This is a genomic window from Acuticoccus kalidii, from assembly GCF_021556395.1.
Classification (GTDB): Bacteria; Pseudomonadota; Alphaproteobacteria; order Rhizobiales; family Amorphaceae; genus Acuticoccus; species Acuticoccus kalidii.
In genome coordinates this window covers 720,605-745,999 of record NZ_JAKGCS010000036.1, presented here as the reverse complement: position 1 = coordinate 745,999, position 25,395 = coordinate 720,605, and the positions used below count along the sequence as shown (strand labels likewise).

20 protein-coding genes are annotated in these 25,395 nt (G+C 66.8%); 11 read left to right on the top strand and 9 right to left on the bottom strand.

What is annotated here, in order from left to right; genetic code table 11:
• Positions 1-47: 47 nt before the first annotated feature.
• Both L1787_RS24480 and L1787_RS24475 read right to left on the bottom strand, forming a co-directional pair.
• Complete coding sequence (locus tag L1787_RS24480; RefSeq protein ID WP_235711721.1) at positions 48-1,058, bottom strand: threonine ammonia-lyase; 1,011 nt, start codon at positions 1,056-1,058, stop codon at positions 48-50.
• On the bottom strand, positions 1,055-1,942 hold the full coding sequence (locus L1787_RS24475; protein ID WP_235711720.1) for a phosphodiesterase: 888 nt from the start codon (positions 1,940-1,942) through the stop codon (positions 1,055-1,057). The genes L1787_RS24480 and L1787_RS24475 overlap by 4 nt, the downstream gene beginning before the upstream one ends.
• Positions 1,943-1,997: 55 nt before the next feature.
• Here L1787_RS24475 and L1787_RS24470 point away from each other — a divergent pair, with 55 nt between their 5' ends.
• The 3 genes from L1787_RS24470 to L1787_RS24460 all read left to right on the top strand — a co-directional run bounded on the left by L1787_RS24470 (position 1,998) and on the right by L1787_RS24460 (position 4,880).
• Entirely contained in the window at positions 1,998-3,665 is a 1,668-nt protein-coding gene (locus tag L1787_RS24470) for an ArnT family glycosyltransferase (RefSeq protein ID WP_235711719.1), read from the top strand.
• A gap of 140 nt (positions 3,666-3,805) precedes the next feature.
• Entirely contained in the window at positions 3,806-4,555 is a 750-nt protein-coding gene (locus tag L1787_RS24465) for a glycosyltransferase family 2 protein (RefSeq protein ID WP_235711718.1), read from the top strand.
• On the top strand, positions 4,548-4,880 hold the full coding sequence (locus L1787_RS24460; protein WP_235711717.1) for a lipid-A-disaccharide synthase N-terminal domain-containing protein: 333 nt from the start codon (positions 4,548-4,550) through the stop codon (positions 4,878-4,880). Before L1787_RS24465 ends, L1787_RS24460 begins: the two co-directional genes overlap by 8 nt.
• 4 nt (positions 4,881-4,884) lie before the next feature.
• On the opposite strand, the gene metC is transcribed toward L1787_RS24460, so the two are convergent.
• On the bottom strand, positions 4,885-6,060 hold the full coding sequence (gene metC, locus L1787_RS24455; protein WP_235711716.1) for a cystathionine beta-lyase: 1,176 nt from the start codon (positions 6,058-6,060) through the stop codon (positions 4,885-4,887).
• A 165-nt stretch (positions 6,061-6,225) separates the two neighbouring features.
• On the opposite strand from metC, the gene L1787_RS24450 reads away from it, so the two are divergent.
• The 4 genes from L1787_RS24450 (at position 6,226) to L1787_RS24435 (ending at position 10,841) form a co-directional block, all read left to right on the top strand.
• The gene (locus L1787_RS24450; protein ID WP_235711715.1) at positions 6,226-7,248 is read left to right on the top strand and encodes an amino acid ABC transporter substrate-binding protein; all 1,023 of its coding nucleotides are present in this window, start codon (positions 6,226-6,228) and stop codon (positions 7,246-7,248) included.
• Positions 7,249-7,327: 79 nt separating this feature from the next.
• Positions 7,328-8,719, top strand: a complete 1,392-nt coding sequence (locus tag L1787_RS24445) for an amino acid ABC transporter permease (protein WP_235711714.1) — start codon at positions 7,328-7,330, stop codon at positions 8,717-8,719.
• Between the two features lies 1 nt (position 8,720).
• Positions 8,721-10,031: an amino acid ABC transporter permease gene (locus L1787_RS24440; RefSeq protein WP_235711713.1), complete on the top strand. Its 1,311-nt coding sequence runs from the start codon at positions 8,721-8,723 to the stop codon at positions 10,029-10,031.
• Positions 10,032-10,091: 60 nt separating this feature from the next.
• Positions 10,092-10,841, top strand: coding sequence for an amino acid ABC transporter ATP-binding protein (locus L1787_RS24435; protein WP_235711950.1), 750 nt, complete (start codon positions 10,092-10,094; stop codon positions 10,839-10,841).
• Between the two features lie 176 nt (positions 10,842-11,017).
• Here the strand turns inward: L1787_RS24435 and L1787_RS24430 are convergent, their stop codons facing one another.
• Both L1787_RS24430 and L1787_RS24425 read right to left on the bottom strand, forming a co-directional pair.
• A complete protein-coding gene (locus L1787_RS24430; protein ID WP_235711712.1) occupies positions 11,018-12,850 on the bottom strand; it encodes an ABC transporter permease in 1,833 nt (610 codons plus the stop codon).
• Between the two features lie 120 nt (positions 12,851-12,970).
• Positions 12,971-13,780, bottom strand: coding sequence for a sulfite exporter TauE/SafE family protein (locus L1787_RS24425; protein ID WP_235711711.1), 810 nt, complete (start codon positions 13,778-13,780; stop codon positions 12,971-12,973).
• 168 nt (positions 13,781-13,948) lie between these two features.
• On the opposite strand from L1787_RS24425, the gene L1787_RS24420 reads away from it, so the two are divergent.
• Positions 13,949-14,671, top strand: a complete 723-nt coding sequence (locus L1787_RS24420) for a metallophosphoesterase family protein (RefSeq protein ID WP_235711710.1) — start codon at positions 13,949-13,951, stop codon at positions 14,669-14,671.
• A gap of 34 nt (positions 14,672-14,705) precedes the next feature.
• Here the strand turns inward: L1787_RS24420 and L1787_RS24415 are convergent, their stop codons facing one another.
• Complete coding sequence (locus L1787_RS24415; protein WP_235711709.1) at positions 14,706-18,758, bottom strand: hypothetical protein; 4,053 nt, start codon at positions 18,756-18,758, stop codon at positions 14,706-14,708.
• Between the two features lie 268 nt (positions 18,759-19,026).
• On the opposite strand from L1787_RS24415, the gene L1787_RS24410 reads away from it, so the two are divergent.
• A complete protein-coding gene (locus tag L1787_RS24410; RefSeq protein ID WP_235711708.1) occupies positions 19,027-20,370 on the top strand; it encodes a glycosyltransferase family protein in 1,344 nt (447 codons plus the stop codon).
• Positions 20,371-20,397: 27 nt separating this feature from the next.
• On the opposite strand, the gene L1787_RS24405 is transcribed toward L1787_RS24410, so the two are convergent.
• Positions 20,398-21,810, bottom strand: a complete 1,413-nt coding sequence (locus tag L1787_RS24405) for a mannose-1-phosphate guanylyltransferase/mannose-6-phosphate isomerase (protein ID WP_235711707.1) — start codon at positions 21,808-21,810, stop codon at positions 20,398-20,400.
• Positions 21,811-22,163: 353 nt separating this feature from the next.
• On the opposite strand from L1787_RS24405, the gene L1787_RS24400 reads away from it, so the two are divergent.
• The gene (locus L1787_RS24400; protein WP_235711706.1) at positions 22,164-23,324 is read left to right on the top strand and encodes an NAD-dependent epimerase/dehydratase family protein; all 1,161 of its coding nucleotides are present in this window, start codon (positions 22,164-22,166) and stop codon (positions 23,322-23,324) included.
• Between the two features lie 81 nt (positions 23,325-23,405).
• Here the strand turns inward: L1787_RS24400 and L1787_RS24395 are convergent, their stop codons facing one another.
• Positions 23,406-24,194: a MipA/OmpV family protein gene (locus tag L1787_RS24395; RefSeq protein WP_235711705.1), complete on the bottom strand. Its 789-nt coding sequence runs from the start codon at positions 24,192-24,194 to the stop codon at positions 23,406-23,408.
• Positions 24,195-24,425: 231 nt separating this feature from the next.
• Between L1787_RS24395 and L1787_RS24390 the strand changes: the two genes are divergently transcribed.
• On the top strand, positions 24,426-24,899 hold the full coding sequence (locus tag L1787_RS24390; protein WP_235711704.1) for a hypothetical protein: 474 nt from the start codon (positions 24,426-24,428) through the stop codon (positions 24,897-24,899).
• Between the two features lie 83 nt (positions 24,900-24,982).
• Here L1787_RS24390 and L1787_RS24385 read toward each other — a convergent pair whose 3' ends face one another.
• Positions 24,983-25,306 carry a DUF1476 domain-containing protein gene (locus L1787_RS24385; RefSeq protein WP_235711703.1) on the bottom strand — a complete coding sequence of 108 codons (324 nt, stop codon included), beginning with the start codon at positions 25,304-25,306 and terminating at the stop codon, positions 24,983-24,985.
• Positions 25,307-25,395: the final 89 nt, after the last annotated feature.

The window sequence follows — 25,395 nt, the reverse complement described above, 5'->3', positions numbered from 1 at the left end:
ACGACGCCGCGCCGGCCCCGTTTCAGGGGATCCGGCGCGTCGCTCGTTCAGGCGGCCGCGTCGAGCGCGGCCTTGATGTGGGCGGGATCGGCATTGCCGCCGGAGAGGACGACGACCACCGTCTCCCCCTTCACGTCGACCAGCCCTTCGAGGAGGGCGGCGAGCGCGACGGAGCCGCCCGGCTCGCCGACGACCTTGAGCTCGTTGATCGCGAACCCCATCGCCCGCAACATCGCCTCATCCGGGATCGCAAAGCCCGGCCGCAACAGGCGCTGATGGACGGCGAAGGTGTTCACTCCCGGCATATCGGCGAGGAGCGCGTCCGCGATCGAGCCCGACCGCGCCGTGTTGGCGACCCGTTCCCCGGCCTCCAGCGAGCGCGTCAGATCGTCGAATCCCGCCGGCTCGGCGGGCTGGCAAATGATGCCCGGCATCCGCTCGCTCATCGCGGTCGCGATGCCCGCGATCAGCCCGCCCCCGCTCACCGGCGCGATCACGCGGTTGGCGACGATGCCCTTCGCGGCGAGATCCTCGGCGATTTCGAGGCCGATCGTCCCCTGCCCGGCCATCACGCCCGGATCGTCATAGGGATGGATGAAGGTCGCGCCCGTCCGCTCGGCGATCTCGTGGGCGATGGCGAGACGGTCCTCCGTCACGCGGTCATAGGGGACCACCACCGCGCCGGAACGCTCGGTGCGCGCCCGCTTGATGACCGGCGCGTCGTTCGGCATCACGATCGTCGCCGGAACGCCGAAGAGGCGGGCCGCCTCGGCGACGCCTTGCGCGTGGTTGCCCGACGAGCAGGCGACGACGCCCCGCGCGCGGTCCGCGTCCGGGATCATCGCGAGGCGGTTATAGGCGCCGCGGAACTTGAACGAGCCGGTGCGCTGCAAGCACTCCGCCTTGACGAAGACCTCGGCCCCCGTCGCCATGTCGAGCGCCACGCTCGACAAAAGCGGGGTACGGACCGCCATCGGCGCGATGCGCGCGGCGGCCGCCTCCACGTCCTCGATCGTCAGAGGAAGGGGGCTCGACGCCCGTTGCTCGGCTACACTCATTGGACCGCCTCCACAGTCTGGCCCCGCGCCACTGGGATCGGCGGGCCGTAATCGTCGACATATGCGACGTGAGAAATCGTCTCCCCGTCGCGCACGATATGGATGCCGTAGGCGGGGGGCTCCATCACCAGCGCCGGCCCCGCTTCGGGCGAGAGGGAAAGGTGCACCTGGTGCGCCACGCCCGGCACGGCGATCGCCGGCACGCGGCCGACGGCGCCGACGATCGTGCGATGAACATGACCGCAGACGACGCGCATCACGTTCGGATGGCGCGTGAGGACGGCCGCGAGCGCTGCCGAATCGGTCAGCGAAACCCGGTCCATGAAGCCGATCCCCACGGCGAAGGGCGGATGATGCATCGCAACGAGCGCCGGCCCGGTCGCGGCGGCGAGCGTCGCGTCGAGCCAGTCGAGCTGCTCGACGCCGACCGTGCCGTGCGGCGCATTCGCGACGAGCGTGTCGAGAGAGACGACCGTCACCCCGCCGATCTCGGTGGCGTGGCAGATCTTGCCGTCGACCGCAGCCGTGGCGACGCCCGGGAAGGCGGCGAATGCGTCGCGCATCACGTCCGCGCGGTCATGATTGCCGGGGATCACGAGGACCGGAACGGCGAAGCGGGCGAGAAGCATCGCGGCACGATTATAGGCCTCCTCCTCGCCGAGATCGGTGAGATCGCCGGTCACGAGGACGGCTTCGATCTCGGGATGCTCGGCGTTGACGCGATCGATCGCGGCGGAGACCAGGCGGTCGGTGTCGACCTCGCCCAGCGTGAGCGTGCCGGGCGGGCGAAGGTGGAAGTCGGTGAGTTGGGCAAACACGGGCATGGCGGCGAGATAGCAGGGGTTGCGCGCCTGCGCCATATGAGCGCGACCCGGCTGACGCATTCGTGCATCAAGGCCGATGGACATCGGTCCGTTTGCGGGAGTAGATGCGCGCGCTATGCAAGCCGCCCCCACCTCCTCCGGCCCCGACAACGGCGCCGGCCGCCAAGCGCACGGCCTCTTCGTCGCCGCCGCGATCCTGTTCCTCGTGTCGATCGCGCTCGCCTATGTGCCGGGCCTTGCGACGGTGCCGCCGATCGACCGCGACGAGCCGCGTTACACGCAGGCGACGAAGCAGATGATCGAGACCGGCGATTATGTCCGCATCCGCTTCCAGGAGGCGCCACGGCACAAGAAGCCGATCGGCATCCACTGGCTGCAGGCGGGAGCCGTCGCGGCGAGCGGCGATGGCGCCGCAGCGCCGCTGTGGGTCTATCGTCTGCCCTCGCTGGTCGGGGCCATCGCCGCGATGCTCCTTGCGGCATGGGTGGCGCGCGCGTTCCTGCCGCTCGGTCCCGCCCTCACGGTCGGCGCCTTCCTCGGCGCGACGATCATCATGGGGGTCGAGGCGCGCCTGGCGAAGACGGATGCCGTTCTCCTCGCGACGGTGCTTGCGATGCAGGGGGCGCTGGCGCGGGTCTGGCTCCACAAAGCGAAAACCTGGGCGATGCCGGTTCTCTTCTGGGTGGCGCTGGCGCTCGGGGTGCTGGTGAAGGGACCGATCGCGCCGATGGTGGCGGTGCTCACCATCCTCACCCTCTCGATCGTCTCCGACCGCAGCCTTCTCGCCCGCCTCCGGCCGCTGATCGGCGTCCCGATCCTGCTTGCGATCGTGCTTCCCTGGTTCGTCGCGATCTATATGGCGACCGATGGCGCCTTCTTCGCCGCGGCGCTCGGTCGGGACTTTCTCGGCAAGGCGGCGACGGGGCAGGAAGGGCACGGCGCGCCGCCGCTCACCCATCTCGCTCTCTTCTTTGCCGTCGCCTGGCCGCTCGCCCCGTTCGCGCTGTCGGCGGTCTGGAAGATCTGGAAGCGGCGCGAGCCGGTCTTCCTCTTCGCGTTCGCCTGGGTCGTCCCGTCCTGGATCGTGTTCGAGATCGTGCCGACCAAGCTGCCTCACTACACGCTGCCGGTCGTGCCAGGGATCGCGCTCGCGACCGTCGCGGCGCTGGCGCTCGCGTTGCCGCCTCTCGCCCTGCGCCGCGTCTCGGCTTTCCTTCTGGCGGTCATTCCGGTCGCCCTCGTGGTCGTCATTCCCGCCGGCTATCTCTCCTTCGATGCGCCCCTGCCCTATGCGGCGATCGCGCTCGCGCTGGTCGCTGCCATCGCGGCGGTCCTCGCGGCAATGGCGATCTGGCGCGGTGTTCCGCTCCTGTCGCCGCGCGTCCTCGCACCGGCGCTCGCCGCGGCGATCATCGCGCAGAGCGCCGTCTGGGGGATCGCCCTGCCGCATCTCGCGCCGGTATGGGTCAGCCCGCGCCTCGTCGAGACGGCGCGCGCCGCGGCGGGATGCGAGAACGCCCGGCTGATCTCGATCGGCTTCAACGAGCCGAGCATGATCTTCCTCGCCGGGACCGACACCGGCCTTCTGTCCCCCGAAGAGGCGGTGAAGGAGGTCGGCGACGGCTGCGCCATCATCGCCTCGCGCGCCCGGTCCGTGCCGGAGGTGGAGGCCGAGGCCGCGCGTCAGGGTGTGCGGCTCGAGCGAGTCGGTGTCGTCGAGGGCTTCAACATTTCGAAGGGCGATCCGGTCGAATTGAGCCTTTTTCGACCTCTTCGCCCTTGAAACGAAGCCTCCTTGAGGGGAAAACCCTCCGATCGACGCGTCGGACCAGCCGGCGCGCTTGCTGAAGACATCCCAACAGTTGTATCGGGTTCGCTACGGCCTGTCGTGCAGTGCACCGTGGCCCGATCCCGGAAAGGCCCATGGAAGCCCGCACGCCCCAGCGTCCCGCGATCTCGATCATCATTCCCGCAAAGGACGAAGCGGGCTCGATCGCGGACCTACTCGAGGAAATCAACGCCGGACCGCTCACCGAGCCGTTCGAGATCGTCGTCGTGGACGACGGCTCGACCGACGGCACGGCCGGCGCCGTGAGAGCGGCCGGCCTGGCCAATGTCCGCCTCGTCACGCACCCCTTTTCCGGCGGAAAGTCGCGGGCGATCCGCGCCGGCGCCCGTGTCGCCTCCGGTGACATCCTCGTCACGATGGACGGGGACGGACAGAACGATCCGCGCTATCTCGCCGATCTCGTCGCCCCACTCTTCGCCGATCCCACGGTCGGCATCGTCGCCGGGCAGCGGCTGCGCCGCCATGACGGCTGGCGCAAGAAGCTCGTCTCGAAGATCGCGAATCGCATGCGCCGCGCCCTCCTCGCCGACGACACGCGCGACACGGCCTGCGGCCTCAAGGCGATGCGCCGCGATCCGTATTTGACGCTTCCGTTTTTCGACAACAATCACCGCTTCTATCCGGCGCTGTTCATGCGTGAGGGTTGGGGCATTGCGCACGTCGACGTCGCCGATCGGCCCCGCACGACCGGCGCGTCCAAATATGGCGTCCTCGATCGCGCCCTGGTCGGACTGCCCGATCTTCTCGGTGTGTGGTGGCTGCGCCGCCGCGCTGCGCGCCGGCCCGAGGCGACCGAAGTCATTCTGGAGAGAGTGAATGAGTAACCTCGTGGCGGACGTCGCGAACTGGTTCCACGCGGTTTTCGTCGAGCAGTTCGACGTGTGGATCGCGATCGGCTTCTTCGCGCAGGCGATGTTTTCCGCCCGGTTCATCATTCAATGGCTGGCGTCGGAGAAGGCCGGACGGTCGGTCGTGCCGGTGGCGTTCTGGTTCTTCTCGATCGCCGGCGGGGCGATCCTGTTCGTCTACGCGCTCTATCGGCAGGACCCCGTGTTCATCGCCGGTCAGGGTGCCGGCATCCTGATCTACGCGCGCAATCTCTGGCTAATTTTCCGCGAGCGCCGCTCGGCGCTCGCGGAAACGGCCTGACGGCTCAACCGAGCGTCGCCAGCCCCTTTTCGAGATCCTCGATGAGATCCTGAGGATCTTCGAGCCCGATATGGATGCGGATGACCTGCTCGTCCTCCGGCCATGCGGTGGCCGAGCGGACGGCCTGGACGTTCGGCAGCGTCGCGAGGCTCTCAAAGCCACCCCACGAAAAGCCAATCCCGAAGATCTCGAGCGTATCGACGACACGGGCGGCCGCCTCGCGCGTGCCCTTCAGGGTGAAGCCGAACAGGCCGGTCGCACCGGTGAAGTCGCGCTTCCAGATCTCGTGCCCCGGCGCGCCCGGCAGAGCGGGATACAGAACGCGGTCGACGCGCGGATCGGCGGCCAGCCACTCGGCGACGATCATCGCATTGCGCGCATGCCGTTCGAGGCGGACGTCGAGCGTCTTGATCCCGCGCAACGTGAGATAGACGTCGTCGGGCGCGACGTGCTCGCCCCACTCGTCCCACGTCTCGCGGACCTTCTCGATCGCCTCGCCGTTGCCGGAGATGGTGCCCAACAAAAGGTCGGAATGCCCGCCGAGATACTTTGTCGCAGCGTGCATCGAGATATCACAGCCATGGTCGAGCGGCCGGAAATAAAGGGGCGATGCCCAGGTGTTGTCGAGCATCACGGTCGCGCCCACGGCCTTGGCCTTTTGGGCGAGAAGCGGGACGTCCGGCACCTCGAAGGTCAGTGACCCCGGCGCCTCGAGGAAAACGACGGCGGTCGGCTTTTCGAGCAGCCGATCATAGGTCTCGATGTCCAGCGGATCGAAGTAGACCACCTCGACGCCGAAGCGCGTCAGAAAGCCGTTGCAGAATTTACGCGTGGGTGCATAAGCGTTATCCACAACGAGAACGCGATCTCCCGCTTTCGTCGCCGACGCGAGCGGCACCGTGCAGGCGGCCAGTCCCGTCGGCACCAGGAAGGTCGCATCCGAGCCTTCAAGCGCGTTCATCACATTGCATAAAGCGTCAGTCGTGGGAGTTCCGCGGCGACCATATTGATAGCGTTGGGTCCGATTCACGCTGGTTTCCACGTCCGGGAAGAGGACGGTGGAGGCGTGCACGACGGGTGGATTGACGAAGCCGTGAAACTCGTACGGGTCGTTGCCGGCCCGAGCCACGGTAGTCGCCCTGCGGTAGCGGCCGGAAGCCGCGCCGCTGACATCCTTCATACGAAAGTCCCTTCAAAAACTTGGCGACGTTAGGTTTGTCTGCTTATTCTCCCTGCCAGCCATGCAATCCAAGCTGGCAGCGTTGACTGTTCCCGGCACGCATTTTGCTTGCTGGGCCACCAGCGACAGAGACCAGAACCGTCGCCATACGGAGAGAGCGAACCGATGAAACTCTTGACACTGGCCACCGCCACGGCCGTCGCCGGGATGGTTGCCGCCACCGGTGCACAGGCACAGACCCTCCAACAAGTGAAGGATCGCGGCAACCTTATCTGCGGAATCAACACCGGCCTCGTCGGCTTCGCCTTCACGGACGCTGAAGGCAACTGGCAGGGCTTCGACGTCGCGGTCTGCAAGGCCGTCGCCGCCGCGATCTTCGGTGATGCGAGCAAGGTCGAGTACAAGCCGCTCACCGGCAAGACGCGCTTCAGCGCCCTGTCTTCGGGCGAAGTCGACGTCCTGTCCCGCAACAGCACCTGGACCTTCTCGCGCGACACCGACCTCAAGCTCGAGTTCGTCGGCGTCAACTATTATGACGGCCAGGGCTTCATCGTGCCGAAGGCGCTCGGCGTCACCTCGGCCCTCGAACTCGACGGCGCCACGATCTGCATTCAGACCGGCACCACGACCGAGCTCAACCTCGCCGACTATTTCCGCGCCAACAACATGAGCTACGAGCCGGTTCCGATCGAAACGGAATCCGAAGCCAAGCAGAAGTTCCTCGCGAACGCCTGCGACGCCTACACCACCGACGCGTCGGGCCTTGCCGCCTCCCGCTCGTCCTACCCGACCCCGACGGACTACGTGATCCTCCCGGAGATCATCTCCAAGGAGCCGCTTGGCCCGGCCGTGCGCCAGGGTGATGACGACTGGGGCGATGTCGTGCGCTGGGTGCTCAACTCCCTCATCGTCGCCGAGGAATACGGCGTGACGAAGGACAACGTGGAAGAGATGGCGTCCGCCGCGGGCGACAAGCCCGAGGTGAACCGCCTTCTCGGCACCGAGGGCGAATACGGCGCGATGATCAACCTGCCCGCCGATTGGGCCGTGAAGGTGATCTCGTCCGTGGGCAACTATGGCGAACTCTTCGACGAGTATCTCGGTCCCAACACTCCGGTGGGTCTCGAGCGAGGGCTGAACGCCCTCTACACCGACGGCGGTATCCTCTACGCACCGCCGTTCCGCTAAGCGCCTTTTTCGGGGCGTGGATCGCAAGATCCGCGCCCCGTTTCGTATCCGGAGACCGCATTATGAGCCGTCAATCGATATGAGCGTCGTAACCAATCCCGACGCCCCCACCTTCCGCCTCGATATGCTCTGGCGGGACGAGCGTTATCGCTCTGGTTTTATCCAAGCCATCACCATGATCATCCTGATGCTCGTGGTCGCGTGGCTGGTGAACAACACCGTTCAAAACCTCGCCGCCCTCGGCAAGGACTTCAATTTCAGCTTCCTCTGGCAGCCTGCCGGCTACGATATCAACCAGCAACTCATCCCCTATCGGAGCACCGACTCGAATGCGCGTGCCGCGCTCGTCGGCATCATCAACACGTTGGTCGTCGCCGGCCTCGGCTGCATCACCGCCACCGTCCTCGGCATCATCGCCGGCGTCGCCCGCCTCTCCAAGAACTGGCTCATCGCGAAGTTGATGACCGTCTACGTGGAAGGCTTCCGCAACGTCCCGGTCCTGCTGTGGATCCTGCTGACGGCCACCGTCGTCAACGAATCCCTCCCCGCCCCGCGTGCCTTCCGCGATCTCGAGACGGGCGCGGTCGTCGCCACCAACCGGGGCATCTACATTCCCCGTCCGCTGTTCGAGAGCGGGTGGCTCGTCCTCCTCATCATCGCGGCGCTGTCGATCGCCGGCGCGGTGCTCTTCTCGCGCTACACCAAGCGGCATCAGGAGGCGACCGGCTCTCAGCTTCCCGAACTCGGCAACGCGGTGCGCTGGATCATCGCCGGCACGGTCGGCCTGATCTCCGGCGTCGTGATCGCCAACGTCCTCTTCACGCTCCTCTCCTTCACGCCCCTCGAAGAGGGCAACACGATCATTGTGGCGCTCGGTTCGGCCGCCTCGCTGGTCCTCGCCCTCGCCGTGGTGCGCTGGGCGGCGAACGCGCAAGTCGCGGGTTTGATGATCATCATCCTCGTGGTGCCGACGGTCGTCTTCTATTTCCTCCTCGGCCGGCCGATCACCTTGGAATATCCCACCCTTCAGGGCTTCAACTTCCAAGGCGGCATCCAGCTTCGTGACAGCCTCATCGCGCTCTGGCTCGCATTGTCGCTCTATACCGGCGCGTTCATTGCCGAGATCGTGCGGGCGGGTATCCTCTCGGTGAGCCACGGACAGAGTGAGGCGGCGTTCGCGCTCGGGCTGCGTCCGAACCGGACGATGAAGCTCGTCATTCTGCCTCAGGCGCTGCGCGTCATCGTCCCGCCATTGATCAGTCAGTTCCTGAACCTCACCAAGAACTCCTCGCTCGCGATCGCCGTCGGCTATATGGACGCCACCGGCACGTTGGGCGGCATCACGCTCAATCAGACCGGGCGCGAAATGGAGTGCATCCTCCTCTTGATGGGGTTCTATCTCGTTCTGTCGCTGCTGATCTCGCTGGTGATGAACATCTACAATTCCCACGTGCGACTGGTGGAGCGCTGACATGAGCGGAACCCACGCAGAAACGGTCGCCTATGTCGCCGACACCCAATATGACCCGGAGCCGGCGCCCTCCTCCTCGACCGGGCCGATCGCCTGGATGCGGGAGAGCCTCTTCTCGTCCTGGACGAATGCCGGCCTCACCATCCTCTGCATTGCACTGATCGCCTGGATCGTCCCGGCGATCCTCGAATGGGCGGTCTTCCAATCCGTCTGGAACGCCAAGAGCCTCAGCGAATGCCGCGAGATCATCGCGACGCGCTTCGGTGAAGGGGCGCACGGCGCATGCTGGGCCGTCATCAACGAACGGTTCGGCCAACTCCTTTACGGCTTCTATCCCGCCGATCTGCGCTGGCGGCCCGACACGGCGGCGCTTCTCCTCGTCGTCGCCCTCGTGCCCATTCTCTTCCGCACGATGCGGCCCTTGGTCTACGCGATGGCGGGCCTCATCGCCGTCAAGGTGGTGTTCGCGATCGCGTGGACGCTGATGGGCGATGACGGGATGGACTTCCTCCTTTCCCCGACGACGTTCGTCGCCCTCGTCGTCGGCGGCCTCGCCTTCGTGTTCGGCAGTGAGGCGGTGAAATCGAAGTGGCTCTATTTCACCTTAGCCTATCCCCTCATCGCCTATTTCCTCCTGTGGGGCGGGCTGATCTTCGAGCCGGTGCGGTCCTCGCTGTTCGGCGGCTTCCTTCTCACGATGATCATCGGCGTCACCGGCATCGCCGGCTCGCTTCCGATCGGCATCCTGTTGGCGCTCGGCCGCCAGTCGCGCCTGCCGGTTCTGAAGATGGTCTGCGTCACGTTCATCGAGTTCATCCGCGGCGTGCCGCTGATCACGCTCCTGTTCGTCGCCTCAACCCTCCTCAATTATTTCCTGCCGCCGGGCACCAACTTCGACCTCATCCTGCGCGTTCTCATCATGGTGACGCTGTTCGCCTCGGCCTATATGGCGGAGGTCGTCCGCGGCGGTCTCGCGGCGCTGCCGCGGGGACAGTATGAGGCGGCCGACACGCTCGGCCTCACCTATTGGCAGGGCATGCGGCTGATCATTCTTCCGCAGGCGCTGAAGATCTCGATCCCCGGTATCGTCAACACCTTCATCGGCCTCTTCAAGGACACCACGCTGGTGGCCGTCATCGGCCTGCTCGACCCGCTGGGTCTCACCAATCCGATCCGCTCCGACGCCAATTGGAACGGTATCGTTTGGGAACTCTACGGGTTCATCGCCCTTCTGTTTTTCATCTGCTGCTGGTCCATGTCGCGCTATTCGATGCTCCTCGAAAAGCGCCTCAGAGCCTCAGACCGCCGCTAAGGAGACACACCAAACATGGCAAATGTCGCCCATTCCGAAGCCTCCGTACCGCCGGCCGTGATGGAGGTTTCCGACGAGATCGCGATCGACATTTCCGGTATGAACAAGTGGTACGGCGATTTCCACGTCCTCAAGAATATCGACCTCACGGTCTATAAGGGCGAGCGGATCGTCGTGTGCGGCCCGTCGGGCTCGGGCAAGTCGACGCTGATCCGGTGCATCAACGCGCTCGAGAAGCACCAGAAGGGCAAGATCGTCGTCGACGGGATCGAGCTGACCTCCGATCTCAAGAAGATCGACGAGATTCGCCGCGATGTCGGAATGGTGTTCCAGCACTTCAACCTGTTCCCGCACCTCACGATCCTCGAGAACTGCACGCTGGCGCCGATCTGGGTGAAGAAGATGCCCAAGAAGGAAGCCAACGAGATCGCGATGACCTACCTGTCGCGCGTGAAGATCCCGGAGCAGGCGAACAAATATCCGGGGCAGCTCTCCGGCGGTCAGCAACAGCGCGTCGCCATCGCGCGGGCGCTCTGCATGAGCCCCAATGTGATGCTGTTCGACGAGCCGACCTCCGCGCTCGACCCGGAGATGATCAAGGAAGTGCTCGACGTGATGGTCGACCTCGCGCAGACCGGCATGACCATGATCTGCGTGACGCACGAGATGGGCTTCGCCCGTCAGGTGGCGAACCGCGTCGTCTTCATGGATCAGGGGCAGATCGTGGAGAGCAACGCGCCGGAACCGTTCTTCACCAACCCGCAGCACGAGCGCACGAAGCTGTTCCTCAGCCAGATCCTCGCCCACTAGACCGGCGCGGCCGAGCCGCCGCCCGGCCCACCACAGTGAAGCGGCGGCACGGGATCCATGCCGAACACACGACGAAGACGAAAAAGGGCGCCGCTGGCGCCCTTTTTCATGCCCGCCGGGCGAATGTCCGCACGACCGCCGCCACGAAGGCGGCCGGGCGCGGCCCGGCGGTGCCCTCAGGCGATGGCGGCTTTCTGCAGACGATCGCCGGCCGCACCGGTCCCATCACCATCCTCGTCGTCGGTGACGGAAGCGGCCTCCTCCTCCCGGAAGGAGGCGAGCGCGAAGAGGCGACGCCCGGCCGGCCGTTTTTGCTGCGAGCGGGCGATCTGGCGCGAGAGCAGGATCACCGGCAACAGCCCTACGAGAACGATCATCAGGGACGGGACGGCCGCTTCCGCGAGCCTCTCGTCGGAGGCGAGACGGCTCGCGCGGATCGCCAGCGTGTCGAAATTGAAGGGCCGCAGGATCAGCGTCGCCGGCAGCTCCTTCATGATGTCGACGAAGGTGATCAGGAAGGCGGTGAGGAGGCCACCACGCAGAAGCGGGGCGTGGATGCGCAGGAACGTGCCCGTCGGACCGGAACCCAGCGTCCGCGCCGCGCCGTCGAGCGAGGGCGGGATCCGCGTCAGCCCCGCTTCCACTCCGTTCAGCGAAACCGCGAGGAAGCGGACCACATAGGCGAAGACGAGCGCCGCGATCGTCCCGGTCAGGAGAAGACCCACCTGCACCCCGAAGAGGGCGACGGTCACGCGGTTGATCCACTGATCGAACGCGCCGAACGGGATGAGGAGGCCGACCGCGATCACCGCCCCCGGCACGGCATAGCCGAACCCGGCGAGATGGCCGAGCGCCTGGGTGATCCGCCCGCGCGAGATACGCCGCGCATAGGCGATCACCATCGCCACCGCGACGGTGACGACCGCGCCGACGCTCGCGAGGATCACCGTGTTCGAGACGAGCCGCGTGGTGCGCGGATCGAACCAGGGCACGTCGAGCGAGAGGCCGACACCGAACAGGGTGACCGCCGGTATCAGGAAGCCGAACGCGATCGGCAGCGCGCACGCGAGCGTCGCGAGCCCGGCCCGCCATCCCGTCAGCACCAGGGCCGGCATCGGCCGGCTCGCCCGCGTGTCGGAAAAGCGCTGCCCGCGCCGGCCGATTTTCTCCATCGCGATCAGGAGAAGGATGAAGGAGACGAGAATCAGCGCGAGCTGCACCGCCGCGATCCGGTCGCCCATCGAGAACCACGTGCGGTAAATCGCGGTGGTGAAGGTCTCGACGCCGAACTGGAAGACGGTGCCGTAATCGGCGAGCGTCTCCATCATCGCAAGGACGAGCCCCGCAACGATCGCCGGGCGCGCAAGGGGAACGGCGACGCCGATAAAGGCGCGCCACGGCGAGCGGCCGAGCGTGCGGCTTGCCTCGAAGGCGGTGGCCGACTGCTGGAGAAAGGCCGTGCGCGCGAGGAGGTAGACGTAAGGGTAGAGCACCATGGCGAGCACGAACGCCGCGCCCTCGAGGCTGCGAATGTCGGGAAACCAATAATCCCGCGGGCCCCATCCGGTGATGTCGCGCAGGGCCGTCTGCACCGGGCCGGGATGCTGCAAGAGATAGGTGTAGGCGTAGGCACTCACATAGCCGGGCACGGCGAGCGGCAGGACGAGCGCCCAGGAGAACAGCCAGCGGCCCGGAAAGCGGCACATCGTGACGAGCCAGGCGCTCGAGACGCCCATCAGCGTCACCGCGACGCCGACCGTGATGGTGAGGGCGAGCGTGTTCGCGACATAGCGCGGCAGCACCGTGCTCGCATAGTGGCCGAAGGCCCCGGCATCGGACTGGTGGAAGGCGGTGACGATGAGCGCGCCGAGGGGAAGCAGCGTCAACGCGCACAGGACGAGCGCGAAGCCGGTCAGCCATGAGCCGCCGCCGAGCGAACGCGACGCATCGTGCGCCCGGATGCCCGCCGACTTTTGATCTGGAAGAACTTTAAAACTCTGCCGCTTCATTTAGCAGCATTACTTGGTCGGACCCCGGCTGCCAAGCGACACGACAGCCGGATGATCCCGTGGCGCGCGGATCAAACGTCGCGGGCGCGCCCGACGCGATCGCCCACACGCTTCGATCGCTTACATGAGGCTCATGCCCATGCGGATGCTGGTCGCGGCGAGGAAGATCGCGAAGGCGCGGCTCAGCCACTCGTTGGGAATGGTGTGGGCGAGCTTCGCGCCATAGGGGGCGAGCGCCATCGACAAAGGCGCGATCAGCGCAAAGCCGATCAGGTTCACATAGCCGAGGCTCCCCGGCGGAAGTCCCGGCTCGCCCCACCCGGCCAACGCGAAACCGATCGCGCCCGGCACGGCGATGAACAGGCCGATCGCGGCGGCGGTGCCGACGGCGCGGCGGATCGGAATGTTGCAGAGCGTCAGGATCGGCACCGACAGCGTGCCGCCGCCAATGCCCATCACCACCGAGAAGCCGCCGATGAAGAGGCCGATAAAGGAGCGCCACGGCTGGCCGGGAAACGTCTCGCGGAGCTGCCGCCCCTTGAAAAAGGCCATATGGATCGACACGATCAGGGCGACGACGGCGAACACCGCCGTCAACATCGCACCACTCGCACGCCCGCCGATGACGACACCGATAATCACGCCGATCGCGATCGAGGGCACGACACTCTTCAACAGGGGCACGTCGACCCCGCCCCGCTTATAATGCGACCGCGCCGAGACGATGGATGTCGCGATGATCGTCGCGAGCGAGGTCGCGACCGCCACGTGCATCCGATGCTCTTCGCCGACACCGGCCGCGGGGAGGAGATAGAACAGGACGGGGACGATGACGATCCCGCCGCCAACCCCGAGAAGGCCGGCAATGAGGCCGGCCGCCGCGCCTGCGATGGCCAGCACGACCCCGAACGAGAGAAATTCAACGACCATAGGTCCCATGTCGATCACGATTGATCTCCTGCAGCGACGGCCGACGCGCTGTCACACGGTCGACCCGGCGCCACACCGCTCGGGACTCCTGCCGTCTCATCGATCATCCACCGCAATGGCGGCCCGTGGGGCCATCCGTCAACCGATGAAGGCGAAATGACTGTCCGTTTGCCTGAAGATCACCGCGTTTACGCTATCGGAGATATCCATGGGCGGCTCGACCTCCTCCACAAGATGCAGCAGGCGATCGCCGTCGATATCGCCGAGAATCCGGTCGGGCGAGTGACCGAGATTTTCCTCGGCGACTATGTCGACCGTGGGGAGGCGTCCAACGAGGTCATCGCATTTCTGTCCGGCCCGCAGCCGTCCGGGCGCGAGCGCATCTGCCTCACCGGAAACCACGAGGACGCCCTCCTCGCGAGCCTTGAGGACACCGAAGCGCTGTCGCGCTGGCTCTCTTATGGCGCGTCGGCGACCATTCGCTCCTATGGGGTCGAGCCGGGTGACTTCCGGGACGATCCGCCGGCGCTTCAGGCCGCCTTCAGAGCGGCGCTCCCCGCCGATCATCTCGCCTTCCTGCGGGGACTTCCCGTCCACCATCAGATCGGCGACGTCTTCTTCGTCCATGCGGGGATCCGGCCGGGCATTCCGATCGACCAGCAGCGCCGCGAAGACATGATCTGGATTCGCGACGATTTCCTGCGTTCGCGCGAACCGCTTCCGGTCCATGTCGTCCACGGCCACACCCCGGTGGATTATCCCGACCACCGCACCTATCGCACCAACATCGATACGGGTGCGGTCTATGGCGGCGCTCTCACGGCCGCGGTGATCGAAGGGGACGGCGTCGAGTTCCTCTCCATCCCCTCGAACGGCGGCACGGGGCGCTGACACGCGCCCCGCAAGCGGAGGATTGGGGCGCCGGTCAGTCCTCGCGCGTGTCGACCTCGATGCGGGTCGGCGCGTCGAAACGGGCCGACAGGATATCCTGCTTGGCGCGGATCTCGCGGTTCTGCTCGATGATCGTCGTCAGCGCGTCGCGGAGCGCCTCGACTTCGGCCTGGACGCTCTGTTCGCTCGGCCGCTCGCCGCCATCGTCCTCGAAACGGCCGACCCAGGCCATCAGCTCGCCGAAGGTGCCCTCCACCTTCGTGACGTGATCGCCGAAGGCGGCAAGGCTGGTGCGCATCTCCGACAGGATCTGATCGGCCTCGGCCAGGCGCGCCTCGGCCTCCTTCTCGACCGCTTCGACCCGCGCGGTGATCGCGGCGAGCTGGGTGGCGGCGTCCTCGTCGATCGCGACACCCTCGCCGGTCGAGACGAGCGCGGCGCGGAACGAAGCGAGCTCCCGCCGGTCGACCGCCTGCTCGCTCTTCAGCGTGGCGATCGCGTTCTCGATATTCGAATCGGCGCCCGCCTCCGCCGCCCGGTGCATCGCCTTTTCGGCGACCTCGCGCACCGCACGCAGTTCGTTGCGGATCGCCGCGCGATCGGCCTCACCCGCCGACAAGCTCGCCTCGATATCGGTCCGCATGGCGGACAGGCGCTCACCGAGTGCGGCGAGTTGCGGATCTGGCACCGGATCGGCGGCCGTTCCCATCGTCTCCTCGACGATCGCGCGGACCTCCTCGCGCTGCGTCTGGGCCGGCACGCCGCTTTCGAGGCGGGTCGCGAGCGCGTCGATCCGGTCGCCGATCGCGTTTTCGAGCTTGACGAGCTGGGCGCCGCGCTCGGCCTTCTCGCGGTTGATCCACGCTTCGAGCTGATCGAGCGCGATCTTATAATCTTCGAGCCGCTTTTCGGTCGAGTGAACCTCGCCGGAGGTGATCGGAGTCTCGATGACGGGCTCGATCCGCGTCGCGATCGCCGGCTCGGGCGCGGGAACGGTGATCGTGGCGCTCGTCTCCTCGGCCGGCGTCGCCGCGCCGCCGCTCACCGATTCGTTCGCCCTGGCGCGCGCGCGGGCGAGAAGCTGCGCCCGCGCCTCGTCGGCCGAGACGTTCGCATCGTCGTCCGCCGGCTCGGTGGCGGGAACCGGCGCGGGTGTCGCCTCCACCTCGTCGGGAATCACCGAGCGGCGGTAAGGCACGCGGCCGAATTCTTGATAGCTCTCCTCGACCTCGCCATGACGGCGGCGGACGAGCGCGGCGCGCAGGCCGAACAGAAGCACGAAAGCCGTCACGCCGGAGAGGCCGAAAAAGGCGTTCTGCACGTCCCCGATATCGGCGATCCGGCCCATATAAAAGAGCCAGGCGGCAAGGAAGACCAGGAAGATATTTCCCGGCCAGGGCCAGAGCGCTGCAAGACCGGTACGCCGTCGCGTCACAGTGTCGGACATTGGAGCACGCCTCTTCTTACCGTGGGTGACATTCTTTGGCTTAAAGTGAACCGCCGCCCGGGACAACGCCGGCCGGGAACGGCGAAGTGTTTCGAGCCACTGTGGCGGCTCTTTGACGGCCCCCGCCCGTTGCGCCGCCTCGTCCACCACGCGCTCGGGCAACGGCCGGCGGACGGCGAGCGTGCGGGCCCGTGCCGATGCCGCCATGATCGCGAGCCGCAGGCGATCGGCCGCCGCCTCGGCCATCCGCGCTTCGGCAAGGCTCGGCGCGTCGATCCGGCCGGCGACGGGCCGCGCGGCGGACGCACGGCCGAGTGCGAGCACGGGAACGCCCGGAAGGTCCGGCCGGTTCCCTCCCTCCGCGAGAAGCATCACATGCGGCGCGAATCGGTCGATCGCGACCACGAGGCCGGCATCGCCCGGGTCGTAGGCCGGCAGAGCGACCTTCGCGCCGGACACGAGCTGCTCGCCGCGCACCAGCCTTACCGCGCCGTCGCGATAGACGGCCATCGCGAGCCGGTCGCCGAGCCCCGCGAAGACGCGCTCCATCAGGTCGAGCGGCGTCTCCGGCCCTGCGCAGAGGAGAATGCGGGGCGCCGTCCGCATGTCGTCGGCGCGGAAAATGTCGTGGAAATGGGCCGCAACGCTGACCCCGTGCTCCGAATCATGAAGGCCGACAACGCGCGGCTCTGCGACCCGGTCCGCGATCTCCGCGCCGACGACGACGATCGGATCGACGCCCAGCGTCGCCAGAAGGCGCACTGCGAGGGGAACCGCGCCCGCCCCCTCGTCCGGCCAGACGAGATCCGCGGGGTCGAACACGATGTCCGCGTCGCTCCCGCGATGGGCAGCCGACAGCGCCGTGAGGCGCACCACGGACGGGGCGTCCTCGGTGTCGGCCAAGCGGGCCGCGGCGTTCGTCGCGACGATGAGGATGCGCCCCGCCTCCTCGCGCACCCGCTGCGGGATCGCGCCAAAGGGCGTGTCGACCACCGCGACCGTCTCGCCGCCGAGGCGCTCCGTGTTGATCGCGTCCCACTCGAAGCCGGCGAAGACGAACGTGCGCCCGCCATCGAGCGCGTTCGCGAGCGCCTTGAAGCGCGGCGCGTCGAGCCGATCGAGGTCGCGATATTTCAGGCGATGATAGGTGACGAGGGCGCGCCGTTCATCCGCCTCGTCGGCGAACGGGCCGTCCGGCCCCTCCCCCGCCTCGAGCCCACCGCGCAAACCTGCGACGGTGGTCTCTTCCTCCCGGCCCCGCTCGTCAGGCACGGGGGTGAGGATGAGGGCCGGCTCGGCCGCATCGGCAATGTCGAGGACGAGGTCGGCCGCGCGGTGCGGATCGTCGGGCCAGGGATGGCGCGGGGCGATCGGCTCTGCGCCGCGCGCCACGCTCCCATTGGTCGTAAAGACCGCCAGCGGCCGCCCCGCCTCGCCGGGATGACCGCCCAGGCGCCAAAGCGTGAGATCCCCCGACCCCGGATGCCGCGACAGGCGGAGGCGGCGCGCGCTCGCAGCATCGCGTGAAAAGCCCGGCGCGCCTGCGTCGCCGAACGCCTGCGCATCGTCGGCGAGATGGCTCGGCGCGCGACCGCGATCGCATCCGGCAAGACCGTCGTGCCGTGTTCGGCCGAGCGCGGCGACACGCACCCCCACCGCCTCGGCGGCGGCGACGATATCGCTGACATCGGCCGCCCTCTGGGCGCTCGCCGCATAGGCCGGGTGGAGGGCCGCCGCATCGTCGGCGAGCGGCGCGGGCGTCCCGCCATAGCCGATCACGTCGACCGTGTCGGCGAGCGAGGCGGCGACGGACAAAAGCGTCGCCGGTCCCGGATCGAGCCGTGCCTCGACATCGTCGATGATCAGCCGATCCCAGACCATGCGCGGCAGACGCGAGCGCATCAGCGGCCCGGCCGCCGCCGGCACGCACAGAAAGGCGTTGGCGTTCGCCTCGACCATGTCGATCACGTGATCGCGCAGATCGGCCGCGCTGCGTGAGGGCCCCAGATGACGCACCGGATCGTCGAGCGTGACGAGAACCGGCCCCGCCCCCACCGCGAGACCGACACCGGAGGCAAGGACCGGATCGAGCGCCAGCACCTCGTCCGAAAGGCCCGCCCAGTCCTCCTGCGCGATATCGGGCCCGACGACCACGATGCGCCGGCAACCCGCGCTCGCCCGTCGCAATGCCGACCAGGCGGCCCGCTGCGGCCCCCGATCCGCGCCGCGCCCGAGAATGGCCCCGGCCTTCAGCCAGACAAGCGCCTCTTCCGGGTTGGCCGCCGGATCGCCGTCGAGGATCGCCCCGCGATCGCGAAGCGCGTCAATCTCGCGATCCGTGGTGCCCCTTCGCTCGGTCGCGAGAATCGTGTCGCCAGTGGCGCCGCCATCGAGGACACGGCGTCGGTCCGCCTCCTCCGACGCGACCGACATCGACAGCGCGTCCACCCGCGCAAGGCGCCAGGCGATGCGGGGATCCACCGTGCCGGGCGGTTCGATCCGCATGAGATCAGGCATCGGCGCGAGGCGCGGGATCGCGACAGGCGTCACCGGCGCGGCCGGAACGCCGGGGCCCAACCACCAGGCGACCCGAACCGCGAGATCGGCAAAGCCTTCCAATGTCCGTTGAGGTGGGCTCAAGACGATCGCCACCACTGCCCCCGAAATTCCGTATCGCTCTGCCGTGGCGGCTAGAATGCAACGTTAACCTTAAATATCCATTGCGCCCGCTCTCCGACGGGACGGTTCTGTCGGCGAACCGGCGACCATGAACCACCCCGCTTGTCGTGGTTAATCGGAGACATCAGGCCGCGAACGGCGTATCGTGCGGAGGCTGTAGCTTCGGCCGTCGGGCCTCGATCACGATCTCGCCCCGCGATGCCGCTTTATTTGAATAACACTGACACGTATGGCCAATTTTTCTGGAGTTTCACGGCTGCCGATCGGGTCGAAGAAGCTGTCGCTCGACCCGGTTTGGGCCGAACCGCCGATCGCCGACATCGAAGTCGCCCTCCTGCGCAATGCGGCGTTTCCCGAACTCGCGCGGGAGAACGGGCTCGCGCACGAGTTCGTGCTCGTCGACCCGGCGGCGTCGGCGCGAACCCCGGCGCACGAGGATCTCGCGATGCGCATCGGCGCCTGTGCCGGACGCTTGCGCATCCCGCTCGTGGTCATCGGGCATGAAGCGAGTGCCCATTTCGGCAATGGCGGCTTTCCGGTCTCGACCTACGAGCTCGACGGGCTGACCGGACGCGCCAAGGACCATGCCGAAGACGCGTTGAGAGACCGGCTTCGCGACGTGCTCGCCTCCTCCCGCTTCTCGACACGGCGGCATGTCTTCATTCCGGCCTTCGACGCCGCGCTCCTCCACATGGTCCTCGATCTCGCGGCCGAGATGGCGCCCAAGGCGCGGCCGTTCATCCACCTCGCCACCTGGTGGGAGGAGGCGGAGATGCCCCATGCGGCCCGGCTCGGCGGCCTGCACAGCCTCGGCAGCCGGATCGATCATCTGAACAGCGTGCGGCCGTCGATTTTCCTTTATGCGTGGTCGCGGGCGCTCGCGCAGCGGCTGCGTTATCAGATCGGCGTGCCCGTCCAACCGCTCGACACCCCGCCCGAGCTGTCGCTCGAAGGGGCCGGCGAAGCCCCGTCCGACCGTTTCACCGTCGGCTTTCTCTCCTCGACAGGGCCCGGACGCGGGTTCGATCGCCTCGCCGCCATCGTGCGGGCCGCCAACCAGTCGGCGACCAATCCGCAGCGCACCCGCTTCGTGATCCAGGTCCGCCCCGATCCGGCCGGCCGCCCCCTCCCGGCCGACGTGCAGACCCACCGCGCCGAGCTGATGGCGATGCCCGAACGCAACGTGTCGCTGATCGAAGATTATATGCCGCGCCCGCTCTACCTCGCGGCGCTGAAGCGGATCGACGCACTGCTCCTGCCCTACACCGCCGACGAAAGCGTCGAATATCATTCGACGACGGCGCTGCACGCGATGGCCGCCGGCAAGCCGATCATCACCTATGACGGGATCCAGATCGCCGGTGCGCCGCGCTCGCGGATTCTGCGCGCGGCGGACGATCGCGTGCTCGGCGAGATCGTCTCCGACCTTGCGGCGGACATGGCCTCGGCGCGCAAGGATGCGGCGGCGGCGAAGTCCTCATATTGGGCGACGCTGCGGCCCTCGCGGCTCTTCGCCGAGCTTTTGTACGGCCCGCTGATCATCAACAATGCGAGCGGGGTCGAGGCGCTCTGAGCCGCCGCCCCGCTCAGCCCGGTGCCGTCAGGTGCGGCCCCACTCGTCCTGCAGGCGGACGATGTCATCCTCGCCGAGATAGCTGCCGGTCTGCACTTCGATCACTTCGAGGAGGATGCGGCCCGGATTGGCGAGGCGGTGAACGGCGCCGAGCGGAATGTAGGTCGACTGATTCTCGCTCAGCGTCTGCACTTCGTCGTCGATCGTCACCTCGGCGGTGCCGCGGACGACCACCCAATGCTCGGCCCGGTGATGGTGCTTTTGGAGCGACAGGCGCTTTCCGGGCGACACGAAGAGGTGCTTCACCTGGAAGCGCGGCCCGTTCATGATCGAGGAATAGCCGCCCCAGGGACGATTGACTGTCGGCGACACGTCGAGAAGCTCGTGCCGCTTGCCCTCTTTCAGGGTGGCGACGACGTTCTTCACATCCTGCGCTCGGTCGAGCGGGCACACGAGGATCGCGTCCTCGACGGCGATGATCGCCATATCCTCGACCCCGAGCGCCACGACGTCGGCGCGATTGGAGACGATCAGCGAATTCTTCGAGCCGACGGAGATGCCCTTGCCGCGCACGGCGTTGCCGTGATCGTCCTTGTCGAGCGTCTCCCAATAGGCGCGCCAGGAACCGACATCGGACCAACGGCACGAAATCGGGGCGACGATCGCCTTGTCGGTGCGCTCGAAGAGCGCATAGTCGATCGAAATGTCGGGGGCCTGGCTATAGGCGCTCTCCGGCAGCGTGATCGAGCCGTTGTCCCGCTCCGCCGCATCGACCGCCGCCATCGCGACCTCGACGACATCGGGCGCGGTGCGCGACAATTCGTCGAGCAGGGCGCGGGCGCCAAAGGCAAAGAAGCCGGCATTCCAGAAATAGCTGCCCTCGGCGACCATTTCGGCCGCATCCGCCATCGGCGGCTTTTCCACGAAGCGCTCGACGGGACGGACCGCGCCGTCGCCGGAGGCGGCCTTGATGTAGCCGTAGCCGGTTTCCGGGTGCGTCGGGACGACGCCGAACGTGACCATCTTGCCGTCTTTCGCAGCGGCGAAGGCGGCCTCGAGCGTCGCGAAATAGGCCGCGTCCGGGGTGATGAGGTGGTCGGAGGGAAGGACGAAGAGAATCGCGTCCGGGTCGGTGCGGACGAGTGCCTCGGCTACGGCGGCGATCGCCGGGGCGGTGTTGCGGCTCGCCGGTTCGAGAACGACGGTCGCGTCGTTGATGCCGATGCCGGTGAGGCCGTCATCGACCTGGAAGCGGTCCGACAGGCCGCAGACCACCCAAGGCGCGCTCAACCCGTCGACCGTCGCATGGCGCTCGATCGTCTTTTGAAAAAGGCTGTGCTCGCCGTGCATCGGCAAGAATTGCTTGGGCTTGTCCGCGCGCGACAGGGGCCAAAGCCGGGTCCCGCGACCTCCGGCCAGAATGACGGGGTAAATGCTCATCAGCTCGTCCATCCACTCGACGCCCAGACGCCTAGCATCCGCATCATGGGTTCGCCAGTGCTGCCGGCAAGGCAATCGGTTACCGGCGACGCCCGGCGAGAAGCGGCGCGCCACGCAAGGGCAGTCTAGCACTTTGAGGGGAAATCCTCGCCTCCTCCCGCGCAAATGTTTGGTCGCCCATCAGCCCCCCGCTCACGTGGGAGGATGGTTTGCATCCTCGCCTCTTTCATCTGGCGGCAATTTGCGTGTAAGCGGTGCACCTCATCGTTGGCCACCGTTCGTCCATCGACCGGACTGTCCCGCGATATTCTCCCCAATGGTCGTCTTCAGACCTACGATCGGAGCAACATTCCATGGCGAAGATCATCGTGCTCGGTGGCGATGGCTTTTGCGGCTGGCCGACCAGTCTGCACCTGTCGAACCGAGGCCATGAGGTCATCATCGTCGACAACTTGTCGCGTCGTAAGATTGATGTGGAGTTGGAGGTCGAATCGCTCACCCCGATCCGACACCTGTCCGAGCGCCTCGCCGCCTGGAAGGAGGTGAGCGGACAGACGATCCGTCACGTCAACTTCACCGTCGGTGAAAATTATCACCGCCTTCTCTCGCTCATCATCGACGAGAAGCCGGACGCGATCGTGCATTTCGCCGAGCAGCGCGCCGCGCCCTATTCGATGAAGAGCCCGATGCACAAGCGGTACACGGTGCGCAACAACCTCACCGCGACGCACGACGTCCTGTGTGCGATCGTGGAGTCGGGGCTCGACGTGCATCTCGTGCACCTCGGCACGATGGGCGTGTACGGGTACGGCACCGCCGGGATGAAGATCCCGGAAGGGTATCTGCGCGTCAAAGTCGACACCGAGAACGGTTTGACGGATCAGGAGATCCTGTATCCGGCCAATCCCGGCTCGATCTACCACATGACGAAGACGCAGGATCAGCTCTTCTTCTTCTATTACAACAAGAACGATGGCGTGAAGATCACCGATCTTCACCAGGGCATCGTCTGGGGCACGCAAACCGATCAGACGTCGAAGGACGAGCGGCTCATCAACCGCTTCGACTATGACGGCGACTATGGGACGGTTCTCAACCGATTCCTGATGCAGGCGGCGGTCGAGTATCCGCTCACCGTGCATGGCACCGGCGGGCAGACGCGCGCCTTCATCCACATCAAGGACACGTGCCGCTGCGTGGAGCTGGCGATCGAGAACCCGCCCCAGGCCGGCGAGCGCGTCAACATCCTGAACCAGATGACGGAGACCCACCGGATCCGCGATCTCGCCAAGATGATCGCCGATCTGACGGGCGTCGACATCGCCTATCTCGACAACCCGCGCAACGAAGCGGCGGAGAACGAGCTGCATGTGGAGCATGATCGCTTCCTGCATCTCGGCCTCAAGCCGATCACGCTGGAAGCCGGTCTGATGCGCGAAGTCACCGAGATCGCCAAGCGCTATGCCGACCGGTGCGACCGCTCGAAGATCCCGTGCGTGTCGCTCTGGCGCTGAGCCGGACGCTCTCGCGAAACGAAAAACGCCTCGGACATCCGAGGCGTTTTTTTTTATGGTCGACGGTGACGGGCCGCCGGATCAGTAGAGATCGAGGCCGAACAGATAACTGAGGCCGATGCCGACGACGAATTCGTCCTGATTGCCGGCCTTCACGATCGGGCTGTCGGCCGCGTCGCCCACATAATGGCGCCATGACGCTTTGCCGCGCAGGGACAATTTGTCGGTGATCCGATAAAGGGCCTGCATCTCGATGCCGACATCCTTGAAGCCGCCGCTCGGCTCATAAGGATCGAGCACCGCCGCGGAGACCGGAACGCCGAAATAGGTCTTCATATAATCGTCGGTCGCGAGGGAGACGCGCGGGCCACCGCGCACCTCGAAACGGGCGAACTGGTTGGCGATGAAATCGACACCCGCCTCGCCGACGAACCCGTTATGCCCGCTGAGGCCGTAGCGGATTTCGGCGAAGGCGCGGATCGGGCCCTTGCGGAAGGCGACGCCCGGGCCAAGTTCCACCGACCAGTCGACCTTGCCTGTGCCGGCGAGATAGGCCGCGTCGCTCTCTTTGCGCTCGCCGGTGAAATCGTAGGCCGGATAGATCGAGAACACGCGCGGCTTGCCGTCCACCACGTCGCCGATCATCGGCACGCGCAGGAAATGGAGCCCGGCGATCGGCCAGGGGGTCGTCATGTATTTCTGGCTGGACGGGAATTGCGGCTGAAGCTGCGCCCCGAACCCGAGATCGAAGATGATGTCGCGCGCTTCGACCGCGTCCGGCACTTCCGGAGGAGGCGGCGCGTAGGGATCGGCGGCCTGGGCCGAAAACGTCATCGCGAGGAAAAGGGCAGCGCCGGAAAGGATACGCACGGGGCACTCCTGGACAGTTCCGGCGAAGGTGACGCCCTCCGGCCCGATAAGGAAGCCGATTCCGTATCTCGATTGCCTGAAAGCCCGCTGTCGCCCGCGGCGCGTGACACCCGGGCAACACACCGCAGGCTGGACGGGGAACCCCCGCCCCGACCCATCCGTTTTAGGCTTGAGTTTAGTAACCCGCCGGTTGGTGCCGTGCGGCCCACTGGCGAGACGGAAGGGTGATACATGGTGGAACAACGCTCGACGACCGAAGCCCGGCAAGGTGCGTTCGGCACGCACACGCTGATGATCTTGACCATCAGCACGACGATCGCGGTGATTCTCGCGATCGGTGCCTACTTCTATTCCTTCTCCGGCGACGACGCGGATATCGCCACCCCCACCCCTGCCCTCGAAGAGAGCGGACCGGCGCCGGCGAGCGAATCCGTCACCAACCAGCCGGCGAACGATACCGGCTCGGAGGCGACCGGCGCGACCGCGACGCAGAGCGAATCGACCGCCGGCGACACGACGGCGACCGACCCGGCCGTTTCTTCGCCGGCCGAAGCCGTCGCGCCGGCGGCTGAGGAGACCGCTCCGGCGGCGAACGACGACGCTCCGGCGGCAACCGGCACCGCCCCTGCGGCGACCGATACCGCCCCGGCTGCGAACGACAATGCGCAGGAGACCGAGACGCCGGCCCCGGCAACCGCGCAGTAAGGCGCAAAACGCAAAACGACCGCGGCGCATGCGCCGCGGTCGTCCTCTATCGGCAACGCGCCCGGCGAACCGGGCCCCGCTCGTCAGGAGGTGCTCGACACTTCCTCGGCCGCGACGACGAGAAGCTCCCGCATCTTGACCCGCAATTCTTCGTCTTCGAGCGCAACGCCCGCGGCGGTCAGATCGCCCTGCACCTTGCGAAACACATCTTCGTCACCCGGCTCGTCGAAATCGGAGCGCACGACCTCGCGCGCATAGGCCTCGGCCGCGGCGCCCTCGCGACCGAGTTTCTCGGCTGCCCACAGCCCGAGAAGCCGGTTGCGCCGCGCGATCGCCTTGAACCGCAGCTCCTCATCGTGCGCAAAGCGCGCTTCGAATGCGCGTTCCCGTTCTTCGAATTGGCTCATCGTCCGCCTCCATCCTGTCGCGCGTCTATGATTTGATGCCGCCCGGCGAGTCAACGCGCGATCCGACACCATTGAGACCGACGCCGGTA